This window comes from Streptomyces sp. SAS_272 (genome assembly GCF_052543235.1).
Genome location: NZ_JBMNDR010000001.1, coordinates 1 through 16,131, shown reverse-complemented (window position 1 = coordinate 16,131; position 16,131 = coordinate 1). Strand labels below are relative to the sequence as shown.

At 73.9% G+C, this 16,131-nt stretch carries 15 protein-coding genes; 3 read left to right on the top strand and 12 right to left on the bottom strand.

Annotated features, from left to right (window positions below; all coding sequences use genetic code 11):
- The first annotated feature begins 35 nt into the window (after positions 1 to 35).
- Positions 36 to 818, top strand: a complete 783-nt coding sequence (locus ACN6LD_RS00075; RefSeq protein ID WP_445042125.1) for an IclR family transcriptional regulator — start codon at positions 36 to 38, stop codon at positions 816 to 818.
- A 98-nt stretch (positions 819 to 916) separates the two neighbouring features.
- On the opposite strand, the gene ACN6LD_RS00070 is transcribed toward ACN6LD_RS00075, so the two are convergent.
- From ACN6LD_RS00070 to hrcA, 10 genes are all read right to left on the bottom strand, one after another.
- Entirely contained in the window at positions 917 to 1,906 is a 990-nt protein-coding gene (locus ACN6LD_RS00070) for an adenosine deaminase (RefSeq protein WP_319189194.1), read from the bottom strand.
- Between the two features lie 20 nt (positions 1,907 to 1,926).
- On the bottom strand, positions 1,927 to 2,832 hold the full coding sequence (locus ACN6LD_RS00065) for a ribonuclease Z (protein WP_319189192.1): 906 nt from the start codon (positions 2,830 to 2,832) through the stop codon (positions 1,927 to 1,929).
- Positions 2,833 to 2,838: 6 nt separating this feature from the next.
- Positions 2,839 to 3,192 carry a histidine triad nucleotide-binding protein gene (locus ACN6LD_RS00060; protein WP_319168461.1) on the bottom strand — a complete coding sequence of 118 codons (354 nt, stop codon included), beginning with the start codon at positions 3,190 to 3,192 and terminating at the stop codon, positions 2,839 to 2,841.
- A gap of 103 nt (positions 3,193 to 3,295) precedes the next feature.
- On the bottom strand, positions 3,296 to 6,532 hold the full coding sequence (locus tag ACN6LD_RS00055) for a S41 family peptidase (protein WP_445042124.1): 3,237 nt from the start codon (positions 6,530 to 6,532) through the stop codon (positions 3,296 to 3,298).
- Positions 6,533 to 6,577: 45 nt separating this feature from the next.
- Positions 6,578 to 7,069, bottom strand: coding sequence for a hypothetical protein (locus ACN6LD_RS00050; protein WP_319189188.1), 492 nt, complete (start codon positions 7,067 to 7,069; stop codon positions 6,578 to 6,580).
- Between the two features lie 105 nt (positions 7,070 to 7,174).
- Complete coding sequence (locus tag ACN6LD_RS00045; RefSeq protein ID WP_319189187.1) at positions 7,175 to 7,567, bottom strand: VOC family protein; 393 nt, start codon at positions 7,565 to 7,567, stop codon at positions 7,175 to 7,177.
- A 73-nt stretch (positions 7,568 to 7,640) separates the two neighbouring features.
- Entirely contained in the window at positions 7,641 to 8,387 is a 747-nt protein-coding gene (locus tag ACN6LD_RS00040) for a 16S rRNA (uracil(1498)-N(3))-methyltransferase (protein ID WP_319189185.1), read from the bottom strand.
- On the bottom strand, positions 8,384 to 9,520 hold the full coding sequence (locus ACN6LD_RS00035; protein ID WP_319189184.1) for a nitronate monooxygenase: 1,137 nt from the start codon (positions 9,518 to 9,520) through the stop codon (positions 8,384 to 8,386). The genes ACN6LD_RS00040 and ACN6LD_RS00035 overlap by 4 nt, the downstream gene beginning before the upstream one ends.
- 157 nt (positions 9,521 to 9,677) lie before the next feature.
- Positions 9,678 to 10,814: a molecular chaperone DnaJ gene (dnaJ, locus tag ACN6LD_RS00030; protein WP_057574713.1), complete on the bottom strand. Its 1,137-nt coding sequence runs from the start codon at positions 10,812 to 10,814 to the stop codon at positions 9,678 to 9,680.
- Entirely contained in the window at positions 10,815 to 11,831 is a 1,017-nt protein-coding gene (gene hrcA, locus ACN6LD_RS00025) for a heat-inducible transcriptional repressor HrcA (protein WP_057574712.1), read from the bottom strand. It lies immediately after the preceding gene.
- A gap of 161 nt (positions 11,832 to 11,992) precedes the next feature.
- On the opposite strand from hrcA, the gene ACN6LD_RS00020 reads away from it, so the two are divergent.
- Together ACN6LD_RS00020 and ACN6LD_RS00015 are read left to right on the top strand one after the other, a co-directional pair.
- Positions 11,993 to 12,721, top strand: a complete 729-nt coding sequence (locus tag ACN6LD_RS00020; RefSeq protein ID WP_319189181.1) for an MBL fold metallo-hydrolase — start codon at positions 11,993 to 11,995, stop codon at positions 12,719 to 12,721.
- A 33-nt stretch (positions 12,722 to 12,754) separates the two neighbouring features.
- Positions 12,755 to 13,564 (top strand): DUF3097 domain-containing protein, encoded by an 810-nt coding sequence (locus ACN6LD_RS00015; RefSeq protein WP_319189179.1) that lies wholly within the window; start codon positions 12,755 to 12,757, stop codon positions 13,562 to 13,564.
- Positions 13,565 to 13,735: 171 nt separating this feature from the next.
- Here the strand turns inward: ACN6LD_RS00015 and hemW are convergent, their stop codons facing one another.
- The gene (hemW, locus tag ACN6LD_RS00010; RefSeq protein ID WP_319189177.1) at positions 13,736 to 14,968 is read right to left on the bottom strand and encodes a radical SAM family heme chaperone HemW; all 1,233 of its coding nucleotides are present in this window, start codon (positions 14,966 to 14,968) and stop codon (positions 13,736 to 13,738) included.
- Between the two features lie 165 nt (positions 14,969 to 15,133).
- Positions 15,134 to 16,131, bottom strand: a 998-nt coding sequence (locus ACN6LD_RS00005; protein WP_445042123.1) for a Dyp-type peroxidase, incomplete at its 5' end; no start/stop codon positions are given.

Here is a 16,131-nt window from a genome sequence, read left to right as displayed (position 1 = left end):
GTCAATGGAGCGGGACCCGCGCTTACGATCGGCTCATGTCGGAGACAGGGGGCGTCCGGGAGGTGAAGTCCGCGGCGCGGACGGTCGAGCTGCTGGAACTGCTCGCGGCGCGCGGCAACCGGCCCGCGCGGCTGCAGGAGCTCGCGGACGAGCTCGGGGTGCCGCGCAGCTCGATGTACGCGCTGCTGCAGACCCTGATCAGCCGCGGCTGGGTGCGCACCGACGTCACCGGGTCCCTCTACGGCATCGGCATCCACGCTCTGCTGACGGGCACGAGCTACCTCGACTCCGACCCGCGGGTGCGGCTGGTGCGCCCCTTCCTCGACGAGGCGTCCGAGACGCTGGGCGAGACGATCCATCTGGGGCGGCTGGACGGCCGGGGGGTCGCGTATCTGGCGACGCGCGAGTCGCACGAATACCTGCGCACGATCAGCCGGGTCGGCAGGCGGCTCCCCGCGCACGTCGGCGCGCTGGGCAAGGCCCTGCTGGCCCAGCGGCCGGACGAGGAGCTGCCCGAGGGGCCCTACGAGGCGCTGACCCCCCACTCGCACACCGACAGGCGGGCGCTGCTGGCGGACCTCGCGCAGATACGGGCGCGCGGTCACGCCGTGGACCGCGAGGAGGGCGTCCTCGGCATCGTCGGCTTCGGTTTCGCCCTGCGCTACGACGCTCCCGCCCAGGACGCGATCAGCTGCTCGGTGCCGGTGGGCCGGCTGACGCCTGAGCACGAGGAGCGGATCGTGACGGTGATGCGGGAGATCAGGGCGAAGATCGAGGCGAGCGCGCCGGGCTCAGCGGGCGCCGCCGACTGGCGTTGACGCACGGAGAACACCGCGGCCGACCAGGGCCGGCGCACGGAGAACGGCCGAGCCGGCGGGAGCGAGGAGAACGCCGGAGCCGGACGGAGAACGCCGGGTCAGAAGACGTAGGCGTCCACCTCGGCCAGGTAGCGCGCCCGCCGCTCCTCGTCGTCCTCCAGGAACGAGGCGAGGAAGGAGTTGCGGGCCAGCTCGCGCAGCCGCTCCTCGTCCAGGCCCAGGGCGGTGCGCACGGCGTCGAAGTTGTCGCCGGCGTAACCGCCGAAGTAGGCGGGGTCGTCGGAGTTGACCGTGCACAGCAGCCCGGCGTCCAGCATGGCCGGCAGCGGATGCTCCGCCAGCACGTCGACGGTCCGCAGCCGCACGTTGGACAGCGGGCACAGCGTCAGCGGGATCCGCTCCCGCACCAGCCGCTCCACCAGAGCCGGGTCCTCCATGCAGCGCAGCCCGTGGTCGACGCGCTCGACGCCGAGGACGTCGAGGGCCTGCGTGATGTACTCCGGCGGGCCCTCCTCGCCGGCGTGCGCGACCCGCCGCAGCCCGAGCGCGGCGGCGGCCTCGTAGACCTCGCGGAACTTCACCGGCGGGTGCCCGACCTCGGCCGAGTCCAGACCGACGCCGGTGATCCGGTCGAGGTGGGGCTTCGCCGCGTCCAGCGTCGCCAGGGCCGACTCGGCGGACTCGTCGCGCAGGAAGCACAGGATCAGCCGGGTCGAGATCCCGTGGGCGGCCTCGCTGCGGCCCAGCGCCCGCCACAGTCCCTCCACCACCGTGCCCATGTCCACCCCGCGGGCGAGGTGGGCCTGCGGGTCGAAGAAGATCTCCGCGTGCCGCACGCCCTGAGCGGCCGCGCGGGCGAGATACGCCTCGGCGAGGTCCTCGAAGTCCCGCTCGGTGCGCAGGACCGTCATGAGCTCGTAGTACAGGTTCAGGAAGGACTGCAGGTCCTCGAACCGATACGCCTCGCGGAGCTCGTCGGTGTCGGCGTAGGGCAGCGCGACCCCGTTGCGGGCGGCCAGCTCGAAGGCCAGCTCCGGCTCCAGGGTTCCTTCGATGTGCAGGTGCAGTTCGGCTTTGGGGAGGGGCATCAAAGCATGGTACGGCCGCTTCACCGCCGTTTCGGAACCGGGATCCGCAGAAGGTCGTGGGCGACGGTCAGCTCGCCGTCGAACCCGGCGGCCCGCGCCTGCCGCTCGAATTCCTCCGGCTCGGAGTAGCGCTGGCTGAAGTGGGTGAGGACCAGATGCCGCACCCCGGCGTCGCGGGCGGCCCGGGCGGCCTGACCGGCGGTCAGATGACCGTGGTCCACGGCGAGCCGCTCGTCCTCGTCGAGGAAGGTCGACTCGATGACGAGCAGGTCGGCGCCCTCGGCGAGCGCGTGCACGCCCTCGCACAGCCGGGTGTCCATGACGAACGCGAACCGCTGTCCGCGGCGGACCTCGCTGACGTCGTCGAGCGAGACCCCGCCGAGCGCCCCCTCCCGCTGGATCCGGCCGACGTCGGGTCCGCCGATGCCGTGCGCGGCGAGCCGCTCGGGCAGCATGCGGCGGCCGTCGGGCTCGACGACGCGGTAGCCGTAGGACTCCACCGGATGCGAGAGCCTCGCGGCCTCCAGCCGGTAGGAGGCGGCGGTGGCGAGCGGCCCGTCCGCGTCGACCGGCTCCTCGGTGATGCCGACGGTCTCGCGGTAGGCGGTGGAGTAGCGCAGCCGCTCGAAGAACCGCTGCCCGGAGCGCGGGTAGTGGGCGATGACCGGATGCGGCACCTGGTCCAGGTTGATGCGCTGGACGACGCCCGCGAGGCCGAGGGAGTGGTCGCCGTGGAAGTGGGTGACGCAGATCCGGTGGATGTCGTGCGCGGCGACCCCGGCGCGCAGCATCTGGCGCTGGGTGCCCTCGCCCGGGTCGAAGAGGAGGCCCTCGCCGTCCCAGCGCAGCAGGTAGCCGTTGTGGTTGCGGTGCCGGGTGGGCACCTGGCTGGCGGTGCCGAGGACGACCAGTTCGCGTACGGACACGGCGGTCTAGCCGGGAGGCCAGTGCAGACCGCGGCCGCCGAGGACGTGCGCGTGCGCGTGGAAGACGGTCTGGCCGGCGCCCGCGCCGGTGTTGAAGACGACGCGGTAGCTGTCCAGCTTGTCCTCGTCGGCCACGGCCTGGGCTTCGCGCAGCACGTCGGCGGTGAGGGCCGGGTCGGCGGCCGCGAGGGCCGCGGCGTTCTCGTGGTGCGCCTTCGGGATCACCAGGACGTGGGTGGGCGCCTGGGGGTTGATGTCCCGGAAGGCGACCGTCGTCTCGGTCTCCCGCACGATCGTCGCCGGAATGGTCCCCGCGACGATCTTGCAGAACAGACAGTCGTCCTGCGCTTCCCCTGCCATGCGGTTTCCTCCTCGGACGGATGATCGGTACGGGGGCATGGTAGCGGGGGGACCGCGTCGCTCCGGCCCGTGCGGGCGCCCCCGGCGCGTGCCGCGACCCCGGTCAGGGCAGCACGGGCGGGACTTTCGCGGGCGTGGTCTCCAGCGAGGCCAGTGCCGACGCCACCGCCGCGTCGAGCTGGACGTCGCGGCCGGCCGCGTAGTCCTGGGGAGCGCACACCACCTCGACGTCGGGGTCGACGCCGTGGTTCTCCACGCCCCACCCGTAACCCTCCAGCCAGATGGCGTACTTGGGCTGTGTGACGAGCGTTCCGTCGACCAGCCGGTAGCGGCTGTCGATCCCGACCGTCCCTCCCCAGGTGCGCGTCCCGACCACCGGCCCGATGCCGAGCGCCTTGATCGCCGCGTTGACGATGTCCCCGTCCGACCCGGAGAACTCGTTGGCGACGGCGACCACGGGCCCCCGCGGCGCGTCCTCCGGATAGCTGGACGCCCGCATGCCGCGCGGCACGTCCCAGCCGACGATGCGCCGGGCGAGCTTCTCGACGACCAGCTGGGAGGTGTGCCCGCCGCGGTTCTCCCGGACGTCCACGACCAGGCCCTCCCGCGCCACCTCGACCCGCAGGTCGCGGTGGATCTGCGCCCAGCCCGGCGCCTGCATGTCGGGCACGTGCAGATAGCCCAGGCGGCCGCCCGACGCCTCGTGCACGTACGCCCGCCGGTCCGCGACCCACGCGTGGTAGCGCAGCGCCTCCTCGTCGGCGACGGGGACGACGACGGCGTGCCGCGGCTCGCCCCCGCCGGACGGCGACACCGTCAGCTCGACGACCTTGCCGGCCGTGCCGACCAGCAGCGGCCCGGGCCCGGTGACCGGGTCCACCGGCTGCCCGCCGACGGCGACGATCGCGTCGCCGGCCCGCACGGCGACGCCGGGCGCGGCGAGCGGGGAACGGGCGTCGGGGTCGGAGGTCTCCGACGGCAGCACCCGGTCGATGCGCCAACTGCCGTCCGCGTGACGGGAGACGTCCGCGCCGAGCAGACCCTGCCGGGCGCCCCCGCGGTGGCCGCCGCGCGGTGAGACGTAGGCGTGCGAGGTGCCGAGCTCGCCGTGCAGCTCCCACAGCAGGTCGACGAGGTCGTCGTGGGTCGCGACCCGCTCCAGCACGGGCCGGTAGCGGTCGAGGACGCCGTCCCAGTCGACGCCGCCGAGGTCGGGCCGCCAGAAGTTGTCCCGCATGATCCGGCCGGTCTCGTCGTACATCTGCCGCCACTCGGCGGACGGGTCCACGACGCGGCGGATCCGGCCGAGGTCGACGGTGACGTTGCTGTCGCTGTCCTCGTCGCCCGAGGCGCGCCGGTCGCTGGGGACGACCTTGAGCTTGCCGTCGGTCCACAGCAGCAGCCGCTTGCCGTCGCCGCTGACCTCGAAGCGGTCGGCGTCCGCCGCGAGGTGCTCGACGCGCAGGTGGACGAGGTCGTAGCGCTCCAGCTCGGTGTCCGGGCCGGGGTCGTCCGGGGTGGCGCGGGAGGCCCCGAGGACGCCGTGCACGGGATGCCGCAGCCACAGCACGCCGTCCTTCGCCGCGGCCAGCCCGGAGTAGCGGCCGGCCTCGACCGGGAAGGGCACTATCCGGTCGGCGAGGCCCTCGAGGTCGATACGGGTGGCGGGGGTGCCCTCGCTGTCGGGCGTCTCCTCCTTGTCGGGAGCCTCGAACGGCTTGCCGTGCCGCTGCGGGCCGAAGGGCGAGGGGGTGGTCGCCGCGAGCGTGATGAGGTGCGGGCGGGCGCCGGCCACGAAGGAGAGGTCGAAGACGTGCTCGTCGTAGACCGGGTCGAAGGCGCGTGTGGAGAGGAACGCGAGGTGCTTGCCGTCCAGGGTGAAGGCCGGCGCGTAGTCGCGGAAGCGCAGCGGGGTCGCCTCGGTGACCGACAGGTCGGTGACGTTGGCGAGCTTGAGCTGGCTGAGCGGCCGCGGCCCTGGGTGCGACCAGGCGAGCCAGGCCGAGTCCGGTGAGAAGACCAGGTCGGACACCTCGCCGTCGGGGCTGCTGTCGACCTCGCGGACCTCTCCGGTCTCCCGCTCGACGAGCAGCAGCCGTCCGTCGTGCGCGGCGACCGCGGCCCGGCTGCCGTCGGGCGCCATGGCGAGCTCGAGGACCCGGCCGAGCCGTCCGGCGGCGAGCCGGCGCGGGGTGGCGCCGGAGGCCGCGCCGGTCGCCGGGGCGAACTCCAGCGCGTCCTCCCCCTCGGCGTCGGTCACCCACACCGCCCACTCCTCCCCCTCCGTGCGGAAGGTGCGCGGCAGCCGGGCCCGCACGCCGGGTTCGGCGGCGAGCACCCGGGCGGGCCCCGACCGGTGGGTGACCCAGTGGACGGCGCCACGCACCTCGACGGCGCTGCCGCGCGCGGTGTGGTCGGGCGCGGCCCCGCCCAACCACCGGGAGGCGGCGACCGGGTAGGGGCGGCGGTCGGTGCGCTGGCCGCCGAGCCGGACGTCGAGGCGGCGCGGTTCGGCCCCGTCGAGGTCGTCGAGCAGCCACAGCTCACCTGCGGACATGTACACGATCCGGGTGCCGTCGCCGGCGGCCTGGCGTGCGTAGAAGCCTTCCCCGCTCTCGGCTTCGCCCGAGCGGGAGGCGCCCCCGTGCGGCGTGTGCCGGCGCAGGTCGGAGCCGTCGGCGAGGGAGGAGTACAGCGCACCCGTGCCCTCGTGGTCGGAGAGGAACGCGATACGGTCCCCGGCCCACACCGGGCACTCGATGTTGCCGTCCAGCTCCTCGTGCAGTCGGACGAAGTCCCCGTCGCCCTCCCGGTCGATCCACAGCTTGCCCGCGGTGCCGCCCCGGTAGCGCTTCCAGTGGGCGGCCTCGCGGCCCATCGACGCGGACAGCAGCACGGTGTGCGGGCCGTGGGCGACCGTGCCGACCGGCCCGTACGGCAGGGTCGCCGCCGGTCCGCCGTCCACCGGGACGGCGCGGGCCCAGCTGCGCCGCAGGGTCGCCTGGTCGTAGGTGCTGACGGCGAGGACCCGGCCGTCCGGGGTCCAGCCGCGCACCCGGGTCTGCGCGTTGCCCCAGTACGTCAGCCGGGTCGAGGGCCCGCCGTCGACGGGGGCGATGTGCACCTCGGGCGCGCCGTCACGGGTGGACGTCCAGGCGACGGTGGCGCCGTCGGGCGAGATGCGCGGCGAGGAGACCGGCGTGTTGTCGGAGCTGACCCGCCAGGCGCGGCCGCCGTCGAGGGGCGCGAGCCACACGTCGTCCTCGGCGACGAAGGCCGCCAATTCGCCGTGCAGGTGCGGGAATCTGAGATACGCGGCAGGCGTCGCGGACTGGGTCACCGGATCACTGTATGCATCGCCGGGCCCGCTGGTCAGGGGTTTCGGTCACTTCCCCGCGCCGCCCGCGCCGACGGTCTGGGTGACGGTGACCGTCACGGTGACGGTCGGCCGGGCGCCGGGCGCGGCGGAACCGGACGGCTTGACCGGCGACGGCGTCGCGGACTTGCAGTCGCCGAGCCCGCTCACCCGGAACAGCTGCTTCCGGCCGACGACCGCGGTGAGGTCCCCCCGCACACAGGCCCCGTCGACCGCCCGCGCGACCCGGCCCTCGACCGTGATGTCGCGTCCGTCGGAGGTCTTGCCCCGGCAGTCGACGGCGGCGACGGCGGCCGCCTTCTTCTCGTCCTTGTACTGAGCCGTGCACGTCAGCCAGCGCACGTCCACGTGCCGTCGCTGGATCTCGGCCGTCGCCGCCTCGTCGGTGGTGTGCGCCACGGACATGGTGCTCAACCCGCCCGGCTCGCACGCCACGACGCCGACCGCCGCGAACACGACCGCCACCGCCGGAAGCAGCCGATCACGCCTCGATGCCCCCATGAAGGGCAGCGTGCCACTCGGGGCGGCCCTGCGGTAGCCCGTATGCGGTCACGTTCCGCGCGGACGATGAGCCGGACGGGCGGGGGCTGTTCACCGCCGTCGCGCTCAGCCGCGCAGCAGCAGCCATTCCTGAAGCTCCACCAGGTTCCCCTCCGGGTCCTTGAGGTGGGCGACGCGCATACGGTCGGTCATCGGAGCGGGGCCGTGGATCAGGGCGGCGCCACGGGCGGTGACGCCCGCGCAGTAGGAGTCCAGGTCGTCGACGCGCAGCACCACGAGGGAACGGTGCCCGTTCGCCGCGTCGCCCAGCTCGCCGAGCACCTCCGCCATCATCGCGCGGTCCTGGATCGCGATGCCCGCCGACCCGGTGGCGGGGCTGAACTTCTCGTACGGCCCCTGCTCCGCGCCCGACTGCGGCTTCAGCCCGAGGACGTCGGCGTAGAAGCGGTAGCAGAGGGCGAAGTCCCTGACCAGCAGCCTGACTTGGACGAGTTCCACGTTGACCTCCGAAGGGCGGGCGGGCGGACGGGCAAGGCCTGGCCGCCGTACGAGCGGACAGACGGGCGGGCGGTCAGGACCAGCGGCCGGTGCGGCCCAGGACGAGGGCCGCGGCCGCCGTGCCGGCGGTCGAGGTGCGCAGCACGCTCCGGCCGAGCCGGTACGCCTTCGCGCCCGCCTCCTCGAAGAGGGCCAACTCCTCGGGCGACACGCCCCCTTCGGGGCCCACCACGAGCACGATCTCGCCCTCGGCGGGGAGTTCGGCGGCGGCCAGCGGCTCGCTGCCGTAGTCGCGGTCCTCGTGCAGGACGGCGGCGAAGTCGGCCCGGGCGAGCAGCGCGGCCACCTGGCGGGCGGTCGACGCCTCCGCGACCTCGGGGAAGCGGACCCGGCGGGACTGCTTGCCGGCCTCGCGGGCGGTGGCCCGCCACTTGGCGAGCGCCTTCGCTCCGCGCTCGCCCCTCCACTGGGTGATGCAGCGCGCGGCCGCCCACGGCACGATCTTGTCGACGCCGGTCTCGGTCATCGTCTCGACGGCCAGCTCGCCCCGGTCGCCCTTGGGCAGGGCCTGCACGACGGTGATCCGCGGCGTCTCGACGGGCTCCTCGACCGTCTCGCCCAGCCGCACGACCAGCCGGTCCTTGCCCTCGGCGGCGACGACCTCGGCCTCCGCCCAGCGTCCGGCGCCGTCGGTGAGGACGATGTCCTCGCCGGCCCGCAGGCGCTTCACCGAGACGGCGTGCCGGCCTTCGGGTCCGTCCAGCACGAACTCGGTCCGACCGTGCGGGATTTCGTCGACGACGAAGACGGGAGCGGTCATCGGGCGCCGCCCTCGTCGGCCGCGAAGCCCTGCGACAACGCTGTCCGCGCCGCGGCGAGTTCGGTCACCAGCACCTCCACCAGTCGTCCGGCGGGCAGTTCGCGGGCCATCCGGTGGCCCTGCCCCGCCCACAGCGCCATCCCCTGGGCGTCCCCCGCCTTGGCCGCCGCCTTGCGCAGCGGCACGGTGAGGTGGTGCACCTCCGGGTAGGCGGCGGGCGCGTACGGGCCGTGCTCGCGCAGAAAGCGGTTGACCAGGCCGCGGGCCGGGCGGCCGGAGAAGGCGCGGGTCAGCTCGGTGCGCACGAACAGGGGGTTGGTCAGCGCCTGCTTGTGCACGGCGTGCGCGCCGGACTCGGGTGTGGCGAGGAACGCGGTGCCCAGCTGTGCCGCGCTCGCGCCGGCCGCGAGGACCGCGGCGATCTGGCTGCCGCGCATGATGCCGCCGGCGGCGACGACCGGCAGGCTCACGGACTCCCGGACCTGGGCGACCAGGGAGAGCAGGCCGATGCCGCAGCCGTCGTTCTCGGGGTTGTCCCGGTGGCTGCCCTGGTGTCCGCCGGCCTCCACGCCCTGCACGACGACCGCGTCCGCGCCGGCCCGCTCCACCGCGAGGGCCTCCTCGACGGTGGTCGCCGTGACCAGCGTGAACGTTCCCGCGCGGCGCAGCGACTCCAGCGCCTCGCCGCTCGGGACGCCGAAGTGGAAGGACACCGCCGGCACCGGGTTGTCCAGCAGAACCGCCAGCTTGGCGTCGTACCCGTCGTCGCGGCCGCTGTCCGGGTCACCGAGCTCGGTGTCGTACCAGACGGCCTCACCGGCGAGCTGGTGGGCGTAGACGTCAACGGCGCCGGCAGCGGGGAGCGCGGCCTGGGCCGCTCCGGTGGAGCCGGTGCTCGCGCCGGGGTACTCGGGCTGCGGCATGAAGAGGTTGACGCCGAAGGGGCGGCTGGTGAGGCTCCGCAGCTGCTTGATGTCCTGGTACATGCCGTCGGCGGTCTTGTACCCGGCTGCCAGGAATCCGAGTCCGCCCGCCTCGGACACGGCGGCCACGAGCTGCGGGACGGAGACACCGCCCGCCATGGGGGCCTGCACGATCGGGTGAGGGAGGAGACCGGTCAGCGCGGAGGACATGGCGGCATGTTGTCACGTCCTCAGGACAAGTCCGAATCGGCCCTTCCCCTCGGCACGTGCCGGGAGATTCAGTCGTCGGCGCGCACCCCCGGCCCGTCCGGGAGGAGGGGAAAGGCACGGCGGGCGGAAGAGACTGCCGCCCGCCGCACCTCCACCGTCACCGTCCGTTGAACGCGTCCTTGAGCCGGGAGAACAGTCCCTGCTGTCCGGGCTGGAACTGCCCCGTGGGCCGCTCCTCGCCCCGCAGCTTCGCCAGCTCCCGCAGCAGCCGCTCCTGCTCGGGATCGAGCTTCGTCGGGGTCTGCACCTCGACGTGCACGATGAGGTCGCCGCGCCCGCCGCCGCGCAGATGCGTGACGCCCCGGCTGTGCAGCGGGATCGACTGGCCGGACTGGGTGCCGGGCCGGATGTCGACCTCCTCCAGGCCGTCCAGCGTCTCCAGGGGCACCTTGGTGCCGAGGGACGCCGCCGTCATCGGCAGGGTCACCGTGCAGTGCAGGTCGTCGCCGCGCCGCTGGAACTGCGCGTGCGGCAGCTCGTGGATCTCCACGTACAGGTCGCCGGCGGGGCCGCCGCCGGGGCCGACCTCCCCCTCGCCCGCGAGCTGGATCCGGGTGCCGTTGTCGACGCCGGCCGGGATCTTCACCGTCAGGGTGCGGCGCGAGCGCACACGCCCGTCGCCCGCGCACTCGGGACACGGGGTCGGCACGACGGTGCCGAAGCCCTGGCACTGCGGACACGGCCGCGACGTCATGACCTGGCCCAGGAACGACCGGGTCACCTGCGACACCTCGCCGCGGCCGCGGCACATGTCACACGTCTGAGCGCTGGTGCCGGGGGCCGCGCCCTCGCCGCTGCACGTCGTGCAGACGATCGCCGTGTCGACCTGGAGGTCCTTCGTGGTGCCGAAGGCCGCCTCCTCGAGGTCGATCTCCAGCCGGATCATCGCGTCCTGGCCGCGCCGGGTGCGCGAGCGGGGCCCACGCTGCGACGCCGTGCCGAAGAACGCGTCCATGATGTCGGAGAAGTTGCCGAAGCCCCCCGCCCCGAAGCCGCCGGCGCCACCGCCGCCCGCCTGGGACAGCGGGTCGCCGCCGAGGTCGTAGACCTGCTTCTTCTGCGGGTCCGACAGCACCTCGTAGGCGGCGTTGATCTCCTTGAACCGCTCCTGGGTCTTCGGATCCGGGTTGACGTCCGGGTGCAGCTCGCGCGCGAGCCTCCGGAAGGCCTTCTTGATCTCTTCCTGCGACGCGTCGCGGCGCACGCCGAGGACGGCGTAGTAGTCCGTGGCCACTTACGACTCCGCCAGGATCTGTCCGACGTACCGTGCCACCGCTCGTACCGCTCCCATCGTTCCCGGGTAATCCATGCGGGTCGGTCCGACCACGCCGAGTTTGGCGACTGCCTCGCCGCCCGAACCGTAGCCGACCGACACCACGGAAGTGGAGTTGAGTCCCTCGTAGGCGTTCTCGTGACCGATGCGTACGGTCATGCCCGAATCCCCCGCCTCGCCAAGGAGTTTGAGGAGCACGACCTGCTCCTCGAGGGCCTCCAGGACGGGCCGGATGGTGAGGGGAAAGTCATGTCCGAAGCGGGTGAGATTGGCGGTTCCGCCGATCATCAGCCGCTCCTCGTTCTCTTCGACGAGCGTCTCCAGCAACGTGGAGAGCACCGTCGTCACCGTGCCGCGGTCCTCCGCCTCGAAGGCGTCCGGCAGGTCCTCCACCAGCCGAGGCACGTCGCTGAAGCGGCGGCCCGCCACCCGGCTGTTCAGCCGCGCGCGCAGATCCGCCAGCGAGGACTCCCCGAAGGGCGCCGGGCAGTCCACCAGCCGCTGCTCGACCCGCCCGGTGTCCGTGATCAGCACCAGCATCAGGCGTGCCGGCGCGAGGGAGAGGAGCTCCACGTGCCGCACGGTCGAGCGGGTCAGGGACGGGTACTGCACGACGGCGACCTGCCGGGTGAGCTGCGCGAGCAGCCGTACCGTCCGCGCCACGACGTCGTCGAGGTCGACCGCGCCGTCCAGGAAGTTCTGGATGGCGCGCCGCTCGGGGCCGGTCATCGGCTTGACGCCGGCCAGCTTGTCGACGAAGAGCCGGTAGCCCTTGTCCGTGGGGATCCGCCCGGCGCTGGTGTGCGGCTGGGCGATGTACCCCTCGTCCTCCAGGGCGGCCATGTCGTTGCGGACCGTCGCCGGGGAGACGCCGAGGTTGTGCCGCTCGGTGAGCGCCTTGGACCCCACCGGCTCCTCGGTGCCGACGTAGTCCTGGACGATGGCGCGCAGCACCTGGAGCCTGCGTTCACTCAGCATCGCGCGCACACCTCCAGAATGTCGTCCCCCAGTCCCCTGGGCCCTCGCCTTTGGCACTCTTCACATTCGAGTGCCAGCGTTCCCCGGCCAGTGTACGGCTGTGGGGTACACCCGGGGCAAGGTCGGCCCCGGCACGGATGCCGTGCAGCTAGCGTCGCGGCATGACGATGACTTGGGAAGAGCTGGGATGGGAGCGGGTCGCGGCCGGGGTGGGCCGGTGCCGGCTGCCGGGCTGGGACTGCACGGTGGGGCTGGTCGTCGGGGCGGGCACGGCGCTGGTGATCGACGCCGGATCGACGCTGGCGGAGGGCGCGCTGCTGCGGGCGCAGGCCGAGCGGCTCGCCGGCGGACGTGTGACCCATCTCGCGCTCACACACCCCCATTTCGACCATGTGCTGGGTGCGGCGGCGTTCGCCGGCGCGGAGGTGTTCGGGGCGGTGGGCATCGACTCCGTGCCGGCCGACGAGCTGCGGGAGGACGCGGTGCGGCAGGGCGTGGACGAGGCCGCGGCGACCGAGGCCGCGGACACGCTCGTACGGCCCCGCCATTTCGTCTCCGGGGAGTGGACGCTCGACCTGGGCGCCGGCCGGCAGGTCCTGCTGGCGAACGTGGGCCCCGCCCACTCCGCCCATGATCTGGTGGTCCTCGTCCCGGGTGCGGCGGCCGGCGAGCCCGAGACGGTCTTCTGCGGCGACCTGGTCGAGGAGTCCGGCGATCCGCAGGCCGGCCCGGACGCGGTGCCGTCGCGCTGGCCCGCCGCCCTGGACCGGCTCCTCGACCTCGGCGGCGAGGACGCGCGGTACGTGCCCGGTCACGGGGCCGTGGTGGACGCGGCGTTCGTACGGGCACAGCGGGACGCGCTGGCGGCACGATTCGGCGTGTCGCCGTAATCCCGCCCCGGGGATTCTCCTATCGTCATCCGAATGCGCCAGTACTCCGCCGACCTGACCCCTCCCTGGAAGAAGCCGGCGCCGGTTCCCGAGGTCGCGGCGGAGCCCGGCCTGGTGGTGGAGGAGCCCGGCACCGGTTTCTGCGGCGCGGTGATCCGCTGCGAGGCGGGCACGGTGACCCTGGAGGACCGCTTCGGCAAGCACCGGGTGTTCCCGCTCGAGCCGCGCGGCTTCCTGCTGGAGGGCAGGGTGGTGACCCTGGTGAGGCCCGCCGCGGGGCCCTCCCGTCCCGCCCGCACCGCCTCGGGTTCGGTCGCCGTCCCCGGCGCCCGCGCGCGTGTCGCGCGGGCCGGCCGTATCTACGTCGAGGGCCGGCACGACGCCGAGCTGGTCGAGAAGGTGTGGGGCGACGATCTGCGCGTCGAGGGCGTGGTCGTGGAGTACCTGGAAGGGGTGGACGACCTGCCCTCGATCGTGGCCGAGTTCGGCCCCGGACCGGACGCCCGGCTCGGCGTCCTGGTGGACCACCTGGTGCCGGGGACGAAGGAGTGGCGCATCGCGCAGGCGGTGACCAGCGAGCACGCGCTGGTCGTCGGCCACCCGTACATCGACATCTGGGAGGCCGTGAAACCGGCGTCCCTGGGGATCGCCGGGTGGCCGCGCGTCCCGCACGGCCAGGACTGGAAGACGGGAGTGTGCCGGGCGCTGGGCTGGCCGTCGGAGAACACCGGGGCGGTGTGGCAGGCGATCCTGAAGCGGGTCGGCTCCTACAAGGACCTGGAGCCGGAGCTGCTGGGCCGCGTCGAGGAACTGATCGACTTCGTCACCGACGGCGGCGCCTGACGTCCGTCCGCACGCCCGGGCCACGGCCCGCTTCCGTCACGGACGGCGGTGCCTGACGTCCGCCCGCACATCCCGGCCACAGCCCGCTTCCGTCACGGACGGCGGGGCCTGACGTCCGCCCGCACACCCCGGCCACGGCCCGCCTCGCGCACCGGTTCGCTCCCCGGGGGATCAGTCCACCAGATCCCGTACCACCGCGTCGGCCAGCAGCCGGCCGCGCAACGTGAGCACCGCGCGTCCCTCGTCGTACGGTCCGCCCTCCAGCAGCCCCTCCCCCAGCGCCCGGCGGGACGCCGAGAGCCCCGCGGGCCGGAGCAGGTCGAGCGGCGCCCCCTCGCGCAGCCGCAGCTCCAGCAGGATCCGCTCCACCCTGCGGTCCTCGTCGGACAGCAGCTCCCGGCCCGCGCCCGGGGAGCGGCCCGCCGCCAGCGCCGCCGCGTACGCCCCCGGATGCTTGACGTTCCACCAGCGCACCCCGCCGACGTGCGAGTGTGCGCCCGGCCCGGCGCCCCACCAGTCGGCGCCGCGCCAGTACAGCTCATTGTGGAGGCAGCGGGCCGCCCGCGAGGTGGCCCAGTTGGAGACCTCGTACCAGTCGTAGCCCGCCGCCGACATCACCTCGTCCGCGATCAGATAGCGGTCGGCGTGCACGTCGTCGTCGGTCATCGGGACCTCGCCGCGGCGGATCCGGCGGGCCAGTTGCGTGCCCTCCTCGACGATCAGGGCGTACGCGCTGACGTGGTCGGGTCCGGCGCCCAGGGCCGCCTCCAGCGAGGCCCGCCAGTCGTCGTCCGACTCGCCGGGGGTGCCGTAGATCAGGTCCAGGTTGACGTGGTCGAAGCCCGCCGCCCGCGCCTCCGCCACACACCGCTCGGGCCGGCCGGGGGTGTGCGTGCGGTCGAGGACCTTCAGCACGTGCTGCCGCGCGCTCTGCATGCCGAACGAGACCCGGTTGAAGCCGCCCTCGCGCAGGGCCGTCAGATACGCGGGGTCGACGGACTCCGGGTTGGCCTCCGTCGTCACCTCGGCGTCCGCCGCGAGGCCGAACTCGTCGCGGACCGCGCCCAGCATCCGTACCAGGTCGGACGCGGCCAGCAGGGTCGGCGTGCCGCCGCCGACGAAGACCGTGCGGACCTCGCGCGGATCGTCGCCGAGGACCTTGCGGGCCAGCCGGATCTCGTCGATCACGGTGTCCGCGTAGTTGTCGCGCGAGGCGAGGACCCCGCCGGTGCCGCGCAGCTCCGTCGCGGTGTAGGTGTTGAAGTCGCAGTACCCGCAGCGGGTCGCGCAGTACGGAACGTGCAGATAGAACCCGAGAGGGCGGTCGGCGGCGCCGGCGAGTGCGGACGCCGGGAGCGCGCCGTCGCCGGGAACCGGCTCACCGTCGGGGAGTGCGGAAGGCATACGGCCCATTGTCCCGCACGCCCGTGGCAGCCCTCGTCGGCTCGTGTGTCCTCGTCAGGGCAGCCCCTCGACGGAGCCGCCCTCGACGGAGCGGCCTTCGTCTGTGCCGCCCTCGTCGGCGCCGGTCCTCGTCGGCGCGGGGCCCGGACTGTGACCGTGCCGCCTTCAGGCCAGCAGCTCCGCGCCCAGCGGACGTCCCGGGCCGGCGCCCGGCAGGACGTACGCCACCGCCGAGCCCCGCGCCTGGATGAACGCGGTCAGGTCGTCCTGTGCGGCCATGCGGCGCTGCACCCGGGCGAACAGCGCCGGGTCCCGCATGAAGGCGAGGAACAGCAGGCCCTGGTCGGTGGGGCCGTCGGCGTAGGAGTAGCTGCGGCGCAGCATCCGGGCGCCGTCGTCGAGGCGGGGGCTCACGGCGCGCACGTGCGAGCGCGGCGGCGTGGTGTACCGGCCCTGAGCGTCCTTCGCGAGCGGGTCGACCTCGTCGTCCTCGGATCCGCCGTCGAGCGGGGCGCCGGTCGCGCGGCGGCGGCCGACGACCTCCTCCTGACGGTGCACGGCGAGCCGGGCGAAGTCCTCCACACGCAGGTGGACGCGCCGGACGACGAGGTAGGTCGCGTCGCCCGACCACACCCAGCGCTCGCACTCCTCGGCGGTCGGGTTGGCACTGCCGTTCTTGAAGCCGAGCAGGTCGCGCGGGGTGCCGCCGCCGTCCGGGGAGGGCGGCAGAAAGCCGGCCTGCCGCCAGCGCGGAACCAGCGCGTCCCCCGCCAGCCGGGTCAGGGTGGCCGCGGTCGCCTCGGTGACGTCGGCCGAGTCGGCGCACAGCTGCACCAGCACGTCGCCGCCGCAGCGGGCGGGGTCGAGCCGGTCTCCGGGAAAGGAGGGCAGGTCGCGCAGGGCGTCCGGGGCGCGCAGACCGAGGCGGTCGGGCAGGCCCGGGCCGACGCCGAGCGTGGCGGTGAGACGTGACTCACGACCACCGCCGGCCGCCCGGGCGTCCTGGGTCTCCTGGTTCTCCTGGTTCTCCTGGGGCTCCTGGGGCTCAGACAGAGCGCGGGTCCAGCTCCCGAGCACCGGCTCGTGTACCGGGTGGACGAGAAGGAAGTGAAGATCCTCAAGGCCCGCTACCACTACTGAGGCCGCCGTGCCTCGCCGCGGCA